The organism is Steroidobacter agaridevorans, assembly GCF_009932555.1.
Classification (GTDB): Bacteria; Pseudomonadota; Gammaproteobacteria; order Steroidobacterales; family Steroidobacteraceae; genus Steroidobacter; species Steroidobacter agaridevorans.
In genome coordinates this window covers 1,069,551-1,082,641 of sequence record NZ_BLJO01000001.1, presented here as the reverse complement: position 1 = coordinate 1,082,641, position 13,091 = coordinate 1,069,551, and the positions used below count along the sequence as shown (strand labels likewise).

General features: G+C 61.8%; 9 protein-coding genes. All 9 read left to right on the top strand.

Features of this window, described 5'->3' with window-relative positions; translation table 11 throughout:
• Positions 1 to 95: 95 nt before the first annotated feature.
• Positions 96 to 806 (top strand): RNA polymerase sigma factor, encoded by a 711-nt coding sequence (locus GYH35_RS04715; protein WP_202624085.1) that lies wholly within the window; start codon positions 96 to 98, stop codon positions 804 to 806.
• A 28-nt stretch (positions 807 to 834) separates the two neighbouring features.
• Positions 835 to 1,749: a FecR family protein gene (locus GYH35_RS04710; RefSeq protein WP_161827986.1), complete on the top strand. Its 915-nt coding sequence runs from the start codon at positions 835 to 837 to the stop codon at positions 1,747 to 1,749.
• 94 nt (positions 1,750 to 1,843) lie between these two features.
• Entirely contained in the window at positions 1,844 to 5,095 is a 3,252-nt protein-coding gene (locus GYH35_RS04705) for a TonB-dependent receptor (RefSeq protein WP_161827761.1), read from the top strand.
• Positions 5,095 to 6,231 (top strand): hypothetical protein, encoded by a 1,137-nt coding sequence (locus GYH35_RS04700; protein WP_202624084.1) that lies wholly within the window; start codon positions 5,095 to 5,097, stop codon positions 6,229 to 6,231. Before GYH35_RS04705 ends, GYH35_RS04700 begins: the two co-directional genes overlap by 1 nt.
• Positions 6,228 to 7,865, top strand: a complete 1,638-nt coding sequence (locus tag GYH35_RS04695) for an alkaline phosphatase D family protein (protein WP_161827760.1) — start codon at positions 6,228 to 6,230, stop codon at positions 7,863 to 7,865. Before GYH35_RS04700 ends, GYH35_RS04695 begins: the two co-directional genes overlap by 4 nt.
• A gap of 123 nt (positions 7,866 to 7,988) precedes the next feature.
• Positions 7,989 to 10,019 (top strand): TPM domain-containing protein, encoded by a 2,031-nt coding sequence (locus GYH35_RS04690; RefSeq protein WP_161827759.1) that lies wholly within the window; start codon positions 7,989 to 7,991, stop codon positions 10,017 to 10,019.
• Between the two features lie 212 nt (positions 10,020 to 10,231).
• Positions 10,232 to 11,290: a 3-deoxy-7-phosphoheptulonate synthase gene (locus GYH35_RS04685; protein ID WP_161827758.1), complete on the top strand. Its 1,059-nt coding sequence runs from the start codon at positions 10,232 to 10,234 to the stop codon at positions 11,288 to 11,290.
• Positions 11,291 to 11,459: 169 nt separating this feature from the next.
• The gene (locus GYH35_RS04680) at positions 11,460 to 12,407 is read left to right on the top strand and encodes a DUF5996 family protein (protein ID WP_161814526.1); all 948 of its coding nucleotides are present in this window, start codon (positions 11,460 to 11,462) and stop codon (positions 12,405 to 12,407) included.
• A 22-nt stretch (positions 12,408 to 12,429) separates the two neighbouring features.
• Complete coding sequence (locus GYH35_RS04675) at positions 12,430 to 12,999, top strand: HdeD family acid-resistance protein (protein ID WP_235936694.1); 570 nt, start codon at positions 12,430 to 12,432, stop codon at positions 12,997 to 12,999.
• Positions 13,000 to 13,091 lie beyond the last annotated feature (92 nt).

Below are 13,091 nucleotides of genomic sequence, written 5' to 3'. Positions count from 1 at the left end.
AAATAGTTACCTCGACGGCCGGGGCTGAAACATGGCCGTCATACACTCCGCCTAGCATCTGCCGTCTTTTTCCTGCCGGGGTGTTGGGGACGCGGGTGTCTGATCGAACCGAATTGGAGGGGGACAAGGATTTCCCTCTGGACGATGTCGAGAGGGCTCGCTGGTTCATGCATCACATCCTGCCCCACGAGGCCGCCCTCAGGGGCTGGCTGTCGCGCCGTCGCGCGCCGGCGGCCTTCGACGTGGATGACATAGTTCAGGAGAGCTATGCGCTGTTGGCCGAGCGCGAACGCGTGGACGACATCCTGAATCCGCGCGCCTACCTGTTTCAGGTGGCCCATTCGTTGGTCGTTCGAAGCATTCGCCGGGCGCGGATCGTGCCCATCCTCGCGGTCGAAGATCTCGGGCTGGCGGACCTGCCCGACGATGCGGCAACTCCGGAACAAAGCGCCATCGCGCACGACGAGCTGCGCCGCCTGGCCGAAGTCATCGCCAGCATGCCGGGGCAGACTCGCGAAGCCTTCGTTTTACGCCGCGTCCGCGGCTTGTCTCAGCGGGAGATCGCTTCGCGCATGGGACTCTCAGAGAATACCGTCGAGAAGCACATCGTTCGTGGTCTTCGCTGGTTGGGAGATTGGTTTGCCAGTGGCGGAAACCCACCGGCCAAAACCGGTCGTCGGGCAAAAGTCGCGCCTTTTGACCGACGAGTCGAAAGGGCCTCGGCCACTTTCGACCATGAAAGCAGCCAGTTGAAGCGTGAACAAAGGCGTGCCGGTGCAAGAGCGCGAAACCAGTCAGGATATTGAGCGAGCCGCCGCGGCATGGGTGGCCCGGATGGATCGTGCGCCCCTGACCGCCAGCGAAGCCGAAGAGCTGACGAAATGGCTGGCAGCGGATCGTCGCCGCCGTGGCGCGTTCATTCGCGCCCGGGCTCTATGGATGCGCAGTGAGTCCGCGCGCGCACTCGGGCCACAATACGAGCCTGAGAACTTTCAACTTGCGGCAGCCGCACCCATCGAGCGCCGACGACCGATGATGAAGTGGAGCGGCGCGTTAGCGGCGTCGCTCGTGGTCGTCGTGATGCTGGTGGCCACGTTGCAGATGCCTACGGCCTATGCCACGGCCAAAGGCGAGATGCGTACTGTGCCATTGGGAGATGGCACGACGGTGACACTCAACACCGATACCCACATCAAGGTTTACGGTGACGATGGCCAGCGCCGCATCCGTGTGTTGCGAGGCGAAGTGCTGATCGAAGGCTCCGGCGCGGCGTCGCCGACTTTGGTGGAAGTCGATGGCAAGCAGCTGGAAGGTGCGGCGGCCACTTTCGTCGTGCGCAAACTGAACGATCAGCCCGCGCAGATCCTGGTTCAGGAGGGCCGTGTCGTGCTGGCCGAAGAGAAACAGGCGACGATGCCGCTGTCGGCGAACACCGGCGCGTCGTTGCTCGAAGGCAAGGAGCAGGGATGGCAGCTGCGAGCGCTGTCTTATGGACAACTCAGCCGCGAGCTGGCGTGGCGCGAAGGAAAGATTGCCTTGCAGGGCGAGACGCTGGCGGAAGCGGTTTCGCTTTATGCGCGCTACAGCGACACGCCCATCGTCATCGCCGATCCGGAGTTGGCGAAAGCGCCGGTCACGGGGCTGTTCGCAGTCAACAATGCACTGGGCTTCAGCCGCGCCGTCGCGAATGTATTCGACGCGGATGTGCGACAGGAAGGCGAGCGAATCGTGATCGCTGCCCGACACTGACCTCGCGACTTTGAAGTTTTTTTGACAGCAGACGGAAACGTCGGCGCCAGCGCTCTCTGTTCTCAACTGCTCATTGAGCTCGTCGAGAACAGACATGAATCGTTACAAGAACGTCCTGCTGGCCAGTGCCATCGCCGCCGCGCTGGCGGCCGCGCCTCAGGTCAATGCGCAACAGCGCAAGTTTGAAGTTCCGGCACAGCCGGCGGTCACGGCCATTCCCGAGTTGGCGCGGCAGGCGCAGGTGCAGATCATTGCGCCGGCAGGATCGTTGGAAGGCATCGACACGCCGGCGATCGGCGGCGAAATGGATGCGCGCGAAGCGTTGCGCACATTGCTGGCGGGTACGGGCCTGAGCATCAAGTCCGATGAAGGCAATGTGATTTTGCTGGAGCAGGCGGGCAGCGCTGCCGCGCGTTCGCAGACTCAGCAGAACGTCGGCACTGGCGGCGTACGAGGTCGCATTCTCAACACCGCAACCGGCGAGTACGTGCGTAACGCCGAGATTCGGATCGAAGGCACGACGATCGTTACTTACTCCGAAGATGGCGGCAATTTCCGTCTCAACAGCGTGCCGGCCGGCGAGATCACCGTTCTCGTCAGATATACCGGTCTGCAAGACTCGAAGGCGGCGGTCACCGTGCTCGCCGATCAGATCGTCACGCTGGATTTCGAGCTCCGCGTCCCTTCCTACGCCGACGCGGGCGGTCCGGACGAAGTCAACATGGTGATCGTCACCGCGAAGCGCGAGGGCCAGGCCAGCGCCATCATGGAGCGTCGCGCCGCCATGAATGCAAAGAACGTGGTCGCCGCCGACAACTTCGGTGCGCTCACCATGGGCGATGTGGGCGAGTTCATGAAGTCCATGCCGGGCATTTCGCTCGACTACACCGAAGTGGACGCCACGGCCGTGCGCATCGGCGGCCTCGACCCGAAATATTCCACGTTCACCATCGACGGCGCCCGCATGGCCACCGCGACGTCGAACAACAACACCGGCCGTCAGAACTCCTTCGAGCAGATGTCCATCACCGGCATCGAGGCGATCGAGCTCAACAACACGCTCACGGCCCGCATGGACGCCGACTCGCCCGGTGGCACGATCAACCTGCGCAGCAAGTCCGCGCTCGAGTTGACCGGCCGCGAAATCATTTTGCAGCTCGGCGGCGTCGGCACCTCCGACTCCACGTCCTCACGCAAGTACTTCCCGGACGACAAGAAACATTCGACCATCTATCCATCGGCACAGCTCGGCTACAGCGACATCTTGCTGGACGGCCGCCTGGGCGTTGCGTTCAACACGAGCTACAACGCCAACTACGTCCAGCAGGATCGTATCCAGACCGACTGGTCGTACCTTCCCGATGGCCGCGTCATGCCTTATCGCGTCATGTGGCGTCCGGGCCCGAAGATGACGACGCGCACGGCTGCCAACCTGAGTGCGGACTATCAGATCACCGACGACCTGGTGTTGTCGCTGCGGAGCATGTACTCGTTCTACGACGTCGAGTACTTCAACCAGTACACGTACCTGTACTTCGGCACGGCTTCGACGTCCTATGCCACGCCGGATTCCACGCCCACGCACATCGTCGTGAATCCGAATGGGACCAACACGCGCTTGCGCACCGAGTATTCGCATCGCTACGCCGGCACGCCGACGTACACCATTGCGCCGAAGCTGGAATTCAAGGGCGATACGCTGGAGGTCGCGCTGCGCCCGAGCTACTCCCGCTCGGAATTCAACTTCCGTGACAATGACGAAGGCTTCTTCCAGCGCACCGACAGCTGGCTGACCGGCATCGGCTTCACGCTCGATCGCGCCTCGCAGGACTCGAACGCGTGGAACCTCACGCAGACCGCAGGCCGTGACTGGAGCGATCCCACGAACTTCAATCGTGACGCGGACATCGGCAACAACATCCGCACCCACCAGTCCGATGCCATCAACGAACAGTACGGCGTCAATCTGGACCTGAAGAAGGATCTCGACTTCGGCGACCTGCCGGTCACGCTCTACACCGGCTTGGGCAGCCGTACGAATGACTGGAGAACCGACGAGGGTTCCTACGAGCAGTTCCAGTACGTGGGCCCGAATGGCGATCTCTCACAGCGGGATCCCTCGTCCGTCATTCCGTGGACCCAGAATTATCAGTTTGCAATCGACGGCTTCAACGCCGGCAACATGAACGCCCAGAACTGGCGCGCCGACAGCAACTATGCGGTGTATGACATCTACAAGGAACATCCCGAATATTTCGTGCCCGACACCGTCGGCAACCTCAAGCGCCAGCTGGACTTCAACAAGCGCATCCAGGAAGACGTTGAGGCTGCTTACATCGAAGGCGAGACCCGCGTCGGGAACGCGCGCTTCGACCTCGGTGTGCGTTATGAGAAGACGAAGACGGCAGCGCGCGTAGCAACCATTCGCACGCCCGCCGAAGTGAGTGCCGCCGGTCTCGACGTCAACACCGTCGAAGGCCTGCTGTATCAGTACAACAACGGCGCGTACTCCGATCGCCATGGCGAGTACGACGACTGGTTCCTGAGCGGCGGCGTCAAGTACGACTTCACCCCGAAGCTGGTAGGTCAGCTCGCCTTCAGTCAGGCGATTCTGCGACCCGACTACGGCAACCTTGGCGGCGTCGTGACGGTGAACGAGGACACTTCGATCGTCAACGTGCCGAACCCGGAGCTGCAGCCCGAGCACGCCACAAAGTATTTCGCAGCCCTGCAGTACTACCTCGAGCCGTCCGGCCTGATCGGGCTGTCCTACTACAAGCTCGACATCAAAGACATGCAGATTGCCGGCATCGAGGTCAATCCCGAGGAGGTCGGCTTCGGTCCCGACGAATATTCGGGCTTCACCTTCCGTAGCGCGCAGAACGTGCCGGGCAAGAGCACCAACGAAGGTCTGACGTTCGAATACAGCCAGCAGTTCACCTTCCTGCCGGGCGCATGGAAAGGTCTGAGCGTGTTCGGCTCGCTAACGCGCATCGATCCGGACGGCGTGCGCGTGAACATGCCGGAACGGGCGGCCAATATCGGCGTCGGCTACGCCTACGGTCCTTTCGACTTCAGGGTCAACGGCAACTATCAAGGAAAGTATCGGACCAGCGCGCTGAGCAATACGGCGACCACCGCCAACAATGGCATCCTGTATCACACCTCGCGCGATCTCTGGAACATCAGCGCGAGCTACAAGTACACGGACCAGATCGAAGTGCAGCTCGCGGGCCGCAACATCTTCAACGAGCCTGATATCATCTACTCCAACGTGGAGAGCCGGGTGCAGCAGTACACGATCTACGGTTCGATGTGGAATCTCGGCGTGAAGGTCACATTCTGATGGCTCGTACTTTCATTGCGGCCGCAGCGCTGCTCATCACCACCTGCGTGGCGACGGCCCAGCCCGTCGCTGCGCCCACCACGCGGTTGCCGCTTACGCAGAACGGCGGCACGTGGGATTCGGGGCACGTCCAAGGCATCGCCGTGGACGTGCAGGGTGGCTATATCTATTACTCGTTCACCAATCTGCTCGCGAAATACGATTTCAGCGGCAAGCTGGTGGGCACGGTGGTCGGCTGGACGGGCCACCTCGGCGATCTCGATTTCAATCCCGCCGATGGCAAGGTGTACGGTTCGCTGGAATATCGCGAGCACAACGCGTTCTACGTGGCCGTGATCGACGTGAAGCGGCTCGATCGCGTCGGCATCGAGGCGAGCAAAAGCGACATTTTCCAGACGGTTCATCTTCCGGAAGTGGCCAAGGACTTCCTTGCCGATCTGGATGGCGACGGCAAAACCGATGGCGCCAGGGATCACCGCTACGGCAGCTCCGGCATCGATGGCGTTGCCTTCGGTCCCGCGTTCGGCCGTGTCGATGGCCCGCGCTATCTCACTGCCGGTTACGGTGTCTTCGGCGATACCGCACGCGACGACAACGATCATCAAGTGCTGATTCAGTACGACGTGAGCGATTGGGCAAAGTACGCCCGATCGCTGAATGAATCGGATCCGCATCGCAGTGGACCGAGCTCGTACCGAGGAAAGTATTTCGTCCGCACCGGCAACACGACCTGGGGTGTGCAGAATCTTTCCTACGACGACTCCATGCAGCGCTGGTTCATGGGCGTGTACCAGGGCAAGAAGAACTCCTTCCCCAACTATCTGCTGTTCGCCGTCGATGCACGTACGCAACCGAAGCTGGGTGTTCTCGTCGGCGTTCCGGATCCCGAGGGCAAGGGTTGGGAACAAGGTCAGTTGCTCGCACTCGCCGACGATGGCTTGAAGGATGCCGCCACCGGCGTGCGCGGTTGGCAGCAGAAGGGCAATGTGGGATTCCAACCGGTCGGCAAAAAATTGTTCTATCTCTCGGAGAGCTCGGGCAGCAAGGGCGCGCAGACGTCGGATCTCACGTTGATGCGATGGACTGGCGATGCCAACAAGCCGTTCGTTGCCGCGACTTCGGAAGAGATTCGATGACTCTGAATATCGATCGGCGTCGCCTCGTCGTTGGAGGCGCGCTGGGCTTGGGCGCGCTGATGCTTCCGATCGGCAGCAGCCTTGCTTCCGCGGTGTTGGGAGCGAAAGGCTTCACGCACAGCGTCGCCAGCGGCGAGCCGGGCTCGGACTCCATGCTGCTGTGGACGCGCTACGTGCCGTCGAATGGCGTCGACGATGTTCGGCTGGATGCGGAAGTAGCGCCGGATTCCGACTTCACGCGCGTTGTGTCGGGCGGCAGCGTTCGCATCGGCGCGTTCCGTGACTGGACGGCCAAGCTCACAGTCGATGGCCTGCGGCCCGGCACGAGATACTGGTATCGATTCATCGCGCCGGATGGCTCCAAGTCGCCGGTTGGACGCACCAAGACGCTGCCGGTCGGGAATATCGATCGCTTCCGCTTGGGCGTGTTTTCCTGCTCGAGTCTGCCGCTCGGCTGGTTCAATGCTTACGGCCATGCGGCCGCGCGTGACGATCTCGACTTGTGGTTGCATGTCGGCGATTACATCTACGAGTACGCGTTGGCTGCGTATAAGGACAAAGATCTCGTCTCGGGACGAGATGTCATGCCGGCGCATGAGCACGAGATGATCAACCTGGCGGACTACCGTCTGCGGCTGGCCTGCTATCGCGCCGATCCGGATCTGCAGAAGTTGCATCAGGTCGCGCCGATGGTCGCGTTGTGGGACGACCATGACTCCACCAACGACAGTTGGGAAGGCGGGGCGCAGAATCATCAGGCGAAGTCCGAAGGCGATTGGAGTCTGCGCCGTGCGGCTTCGATTCAGGCGTATCGCGAATGGCTGCCGGTTTCTGAAGAACCGTGGAAGGCGTATCGCATTGGTTCGCTTGCTACGCTGTATCGTACCGAGTCACGCCTTTTCGCGCGCACGCGACCGGCATATCCCGAGTTGGCAGAGGCGCACGAAGCGAGCGATCCCGACGCAGCTCTGCGCGCGTTTCGTGACGGCGCGTGGCGCGATCCGACGGCAACGATGCTCGGTTCGACTCAAGAACTGTGGCTCGCCCAGGAATTGAAGCGCAATGCTGCTGCCTCCCACTGGCAGATGGTCGGCATGGCAACCATCATGGGCCGCACGTTGATGCCAGACTCGGCGCCCGGCTGGCTGCGCCCCGACGCGGGCGAGAACGTCGCCAACAAGTTCAAGAAGGACGTGCGTGGCTCCAAACTCGGTCTGCCCATGTGGATGGATCGCTGGGACGGCTATCCCGCCGCTCGCTCGCGCCTGTTGCGGGCGGCCCAGCAGGCGGATGCGGATCTGGTGATGTTGTCAGGCGATAGTCACAACGCCTGGGCCTATTCGCTTGCGGAAGACGGCCAGCCTGCGGGCATAGAGTTCGCAGGTCATAGCGTTACGTCTCCCGGCATCGAAGGGCAGCTGGGCGTGGATCCCAGAGACGTTGTTCGCGCGTTCGTTGCCACCAATCCCGAGCTGGTGTGGGCGGACACCAGTCAACGCGGCTACATGATGATCGACGTCACGCCGCAGCGTGTGACCGGCGAATGGTTGTTCATGAAGACCATCAAGTCGCGCAGCACGGCATTGGCGGGAAGCCATCGGATGTCGGCCGAGCGGGGACGCCGAAAGTTCTAGTCAGGTCCGCTCGCATCCCCTTGAGTCGTGAGCTTGCGCACAGTCCGGCGACCGGGCCTGCCATGACAATAATCGAGGTGATTTCCGCAGGAAGCGGCGCATGAGCGCCTCAGCGAGTGTGCAATGTCTCTCCGGACGGTTTTGCTGTTGGCTCTGCTCGGCGTCGTAGGCGCCGGGGCCTGGCATGTTCAACGGGTCAGAAATGAGCCGCCGGCGCCTGCAACAGCGGCGCGGGAGCAAAGTCGTCCCGCAGAGACATTGGTCGAAACGCCCGAAGGCGCTCAACAGGAACATCGCCAGGTCCCGCAGGAAAATTCCCGCGTCGAGGATCAGGCCGCGGTGCTGGCGCCGTTCGTCCCTCGGCTGAGCCGAATGGCCGATGACTTCTATAAGGACCTGGGCATCGATGTCCGGGTGGTCACGATCAATGACGCCGAAGCGTCGATCGAAGAGCAGGCCAACCAGATTTTCGAGGGCAAGCAGATCGGCAGGGACTCGCCGGTCGGCGGCGTGCTGATCGTCCTCAATCCACGGTTGGCGAAAGCTCGCATCGAAGTCGGCTACACGCTCGAAGGTGCATTGACCGACCTGCACATGGGCCGACTCGCGCGCGACCAGCTGGCGCCGTATGTTTCTTATGGCGCGGCTGGCATGGCCGTGATGGATGTCCTGCACTATTTGAAAGACCACGTTTACTTGTCGGCGGCGCTGGGCCGCTTGACCTTGCCCGACGATTTCAAGACCGCGAAGGCGTATCTCGAATATGAGCGCTATGTTTCGGGCGGCGCGGGCGCCGGCACGAAGTTGTCGAGCGTGCCGATCGATGCCGACCTGAAGGTCACGGTGCCGCCCGAGCTGCGGGCTCGTTATGCACCGTCCAAGGACCCAAAGGAATCCGTCGCAGCGTATCTGCGTGCAACCGGGGATTTCGCCGGCGATCCGTCGCTCGAGCTGTTCACGGAGGGCTCACGGCTCATGCGCAAACATTATCCATTTGCGCCGTTCGAGGAATTGCGCCGCTTCGAGCGCATCGAATCGTCCAAGCCGCTGCAGTACATCGTGGAGGGCGACTATGCGGTCGCGACCAGCGAGCGGCCGGCGCATGGTTTCGTGCCCATTCTGCTGCATCGAGAACAAGGGCTGTGGCGCATCGATCTGGTGGAGACCTGGAAGAATCTGTTCTTCGACGGCGAGGGCAAGTATTTTCTGCGCAACGCGAATACTCCCTATGAGTTCGGCCTGAAGCAGTTCGGCTCGGCGGGCTATCACGAGATGCACGCTCTGCCGCTGCGTGACGAGACGCTGGAGCGCTGGCTCGAAGATCTGGATCGCGACGACGATGTGGTCGCTGCGCTCTGGCGTGCGGAGCTTTGGCTTCGCAATGGCTTCGTCTTTCCGCCGGCGCTGCTCGACTATGAGAAGGCGCGCCGGCTGGCGCCGCGAGATCCCTGGGTGCTCGAAGTCCTGGGTGAACGGGCGCGCTATCTGAGCTTGCCGGAACTCGCGATCCCTGCGCTCGAATCGATCGGGCGCGGCTTGGAATATTCCATCGCCGACGCCTACAACGAAGCGGGTGACCGGCAGGGCGCGGGCCGCTGGATCGATGCGGCGCTCAAGGAGAATCCGTACGAGCTGCGGGCGTTGGAGTGGAAGAAGTATCTGGCCGAAAAGGCAGACAACGCCGCAGATGCACAACGCGCGCAAGAAGCCCTGGCGATGTTGAGAAACAACCCCGAGCGCCCGCACCAGCCCGTCGTGCTGTTCTTTCATCCAGACATGCCGCGGTTCGAGCCGGACACGACCATCGACGTCGACGGCACCAAGGTGTTCGACCACAGCAAGTTCGGCGTGACGCTGCAAAACACCAGCGGTCGCACCGTCGAAATCGAGAGTGTGATGCTGAAGAGCTTCGGCGATTCGGCCGCGAGCGGGCTCGGCGATATCAAGGGCTACTGGCGCTATCCCCAGGGCAACCATCGCCTCGGCCCCGGCGAGTACCTGTACTTTGAAAAGCAATGGGGCTTCACGGTCGACACCGGACACCACCACGTGCGCTATGTGTTTCACACTTGCTGGCATGGCCTGGGTTCGAGCGTGCGCCAGTGCCGCACCCAGTGGGTGGACACCATGCCGCACATTCCGAATCCGAAGTAGACGCGCGCGTCTGCTTGCACAGGACAATATTCCTGTGTTATCAAGCTTCCATGCAAAAGTCTTTCGTCCGCTATTGGTTTTACTTTAGCTATCCAAAGCCACTGGCGGAAGGACTGACCTCGATTTGACCGTAGCCTGAACCGAGTCACCCGAAAAACCGCCAGCAAACTGGCGGTTTTTTTTTGCGCCGCCAGTAAGCCCCTGGAGCCCCTGTGAACGCCCGTACCGATGATTTAAGAATTCGTGAAATCCGCGAGCTGGTCACTCCTCATCAAGTGATGAGCGAGCATCCATGCACCGAGACCGCCGCGGCCACCATCGAGCAGGGCCGCAGAGCCATGCAGGACATCGTGCACGGTCGCAGCGACCGGCTCGCCGTCGTCATCGGGCCATGCTCGATTCACGATACCAAGGCGGCGATGGACTATGCCCATCGGTTGCGGGAACAGCGGGAGCGCTTCAAGGATGAATTGGAAATCGTCATGCGCGTGTATTTCGAGAAGCCGCGCACCACGGTGGGTTGGAAGGGGCTGATCAACGATCCCGATCTCGACGGCAGTTTCAATATCAATCGCGGGCTGCGCATTGCGCGGCAGCTGTTGGGCGACATCAACGATCTGGGCTTGCCCGCCGGGTGCGAATTTCTCGATATCATCACGCCGCAATACATCGGCGACCTGGTCACCTGGGGCGCGATCGGCGCACGCACCACCGAGAGCCAGGTGCATCGTGAAATGACGTCGGGCTTGTCCTGCCCGGTGGGCTTCAAGAACGGCACCGACGGCAATGTGAAGATTGCGATCGACGCCGTGCAGGCGGCGTCCTTTCCCCATCATTTCCTGGCCGTGACCAAGCAAGGTCACAGCGCCATCGCGACCACCAGCGGCAACGGGGATTGTCACGTGATCCTGCGCGGCGGCAAGGAGCCGAACTACGATTCGGCGAGCATCGATTCAGTGTGCAAACAACTCGACGCGGCCAAGCTTCCGCCGCGCGTGATGGTCGACGTGAGTCATGGCAACAGCTCGAAGAAGCCCGAGAATCAACCGCTCGTCATCGCCGATATCGCCCGGCGCATCGAAGCCGGGGAGCGTCGCATCAGCGGCGTGATGGTCGAGAGTCATTTGAAGGCCGGCCGGCAGGAGCTCGTGTCGGGCAAACCGCTCGAATATGGCCAGAGCATCACGGATGGATGCGTCGACTGGCAGACGTCGGTGCAAATCCTGGAGCAGCTCGCGAACGCCGTGAGCACTCGTCGCAAGGCTTCATGAGGCCGGGCGCGGCGCGTAGAAACCTGCAGCGTGTAGGAGTTTCAGTGGTCGCTGCAGGGTGAAGGGCGGTCTGCCCATCGTCACGCGCTTTGAAGGCCGATCTCCACTTGCTGTTGGAACAGGGGCGGCCGGAAGATGCTGACAGCTGAAACTGCTGCGAGGCGCTTCCATGACTCAGGATTCCTGGCCCGAGCTGCCCTATGCGGCATGGAAAGAGACTTGCAAGACGCTGCATCTGTGGACGCAGATCGTCGGCAAGATCCGACTGGCTCGTACGCCCTGGCTCAATCACGGCTGGCACGTGACGCTGTACGTCACGACCAACGGTCTCACCACCTCGCCGATTCCTGACGGCGATCGCACCTTCGAGCTGCGCTTCGATCTGCGGCAGCACCAGTTCGATATCGAAGTGAGCGATGGACAGTCGCGGCGCATTCCGTTGCATCCCATGTCGGTCGCGGACTTCTATGGGGCGGTGTTGAAGGAGCTCCAGTCGGTCGGCATCCAGGTCGAGATCGACGATCTGCCGAGCGAGATTCCCGATGGCATCCCATTCTCCCGCGATCGTACTCATGCGTCCTACGATCGCGAGTACGTGCAGCGTTTCGCCCAGGTGCTGCGTCAGTGCGATCAGGTCTTCAAAACATTTCGTACCGGTTTTCTCGGCAAGAGCAGTCCGGTGCATTTTTTCTGGGGCAGCTTCGATCTCGCGGTGACTCGCTTCTCGGGGCGGACGGCGCCGCTGTTCACCGGCAGCGCGCCGGGCCTGCGGCAGGATGTGATGCAGGAAGCGTACTCGCATGAAGTCAGCAGCGCCGGTTTCTGGCCCGGCGGCCCCAGCCCCGACGTCGACGCTTCGTTCTATTCATATGCCTATCCGCCGCCGGCGGGCTTCAAGGAATATCGCGTGCAACCGAAGGACGCGACATTCAGCGAAGCCCTCGGTGAGTTCGTGCTGCCCTACGAGCGAGTGCGTGCAGCGAAAGATCCGGCGGCGGCGCTGCTGAGCTTTCTGCAATCGACGTATGAAGCGGCGGCTGTCAGCGGCAAGTGGGACCGCGCTGCGCTGGAGTGCGAGCAAGGCATACCTGGCGTGCCTCGGGGCAGATCGACCTGAATCTCTTCAAGAGGAGACGATCATGAGCATCAGCGCATCGGATCGACATTCAATGCCAGGAATCCTGCCCCTGATCGGTCGCAGCTGGTGGGTGCTGCTGGTGTACGGCATCCTGGGCGTGATCTTCGGATTGTTCGCACTTGCGCGGCCGCTGGCCGCAGCGACGGCCATGGTTTGGGCCATCGGCGTGCTGGCGCTGGCGGAGGGCGTCGTGAGTTTGTTTGCTGCGTTCAGCGGCAAAGTCGCGGTGTCGAAGGGCTGGGTGCTGCTATATGCGGTGCTGTCGATCCTGTTCGGCATCATGGCGGTCGTCAATCCGGTGGGGACGGCGGGCGCTTTGCTGTTGTTTCTGGCCGCGTGGCTCATCTTCGCCGGCATCTATCGCATCATCTTCGCGATCCGCGTGCGCCAGGAAATCAAGGGAGAATGGCTGATCGCGCTCAGCGGCGTGCTGAGTATCGCGCTCGGCATACTCTTTGTGATCAGCCCGCTGACCGGCCTGGTCGTCACCGCCTGGTGGATCGGCGCCGGCGCGTTGATCTACGGCGTGCTGCAAATCGTCGCGGCGTTCAAGCTGCGCGCGCTCAAGTGAGCTGCTGAGGAAAATTCCCCCCGAGTTCGTCATGACCATGACAGCAATGCCGAGCCGCTGACGGGAGTCCGGCGCGGCGCCAACAAACTCGG

Coding starts and splice junctions, on each gene's coding strand:
- GYH35_RS04675 (WP_235936694.1), top strand. CDS start 12,430: ATGAGCATCAGCGCATCGGATCGACATTCAATGCCAGGAATCCTGCCC.
- GYH35_RS04680 (WP_161814526.1), top strand. CDS start 11,460: ATGACTCAGGATTCCTGGCCCGAGCTGCCCTATGCGGCATGGAAAGAG.
- GYH35_RS04690 (WP_161827759.1), top strand. CDS start 7,989: ATGTCTCTCCGGACGGTTTTGCTGTTGGCTCTGCTCGGCGTCGTAGGC.
- GYH35_RS04695 (WP_161827760.1), top strand. CDS start 6,228: ATGACTCTGAATATCGATCGGCGTCGCCTCGTCGTTGGAGGCGCGCTG.
- GYH35_RS04705 (WP_161827761.1), top strand. CDS start 1,844: ATGAATCGTTACAAGAACGTCCTGCTGGCCAGTGCCATCGCCGCCGCG.
- GYH35_RS04710 (WP_161827986.1), top strand. CDS start 835: ATGGATCGTGCGCCCCTGACCGCCAGCGAAGCCGAAGAGCTGACGAAA.
- GYH35_RS04700 (WP_202624084.1), top strand. CDS start 5,095: ATGGCTCGTACTTTCATTGCGGCCGCAGCGCTGCTCATCACCACCTGC.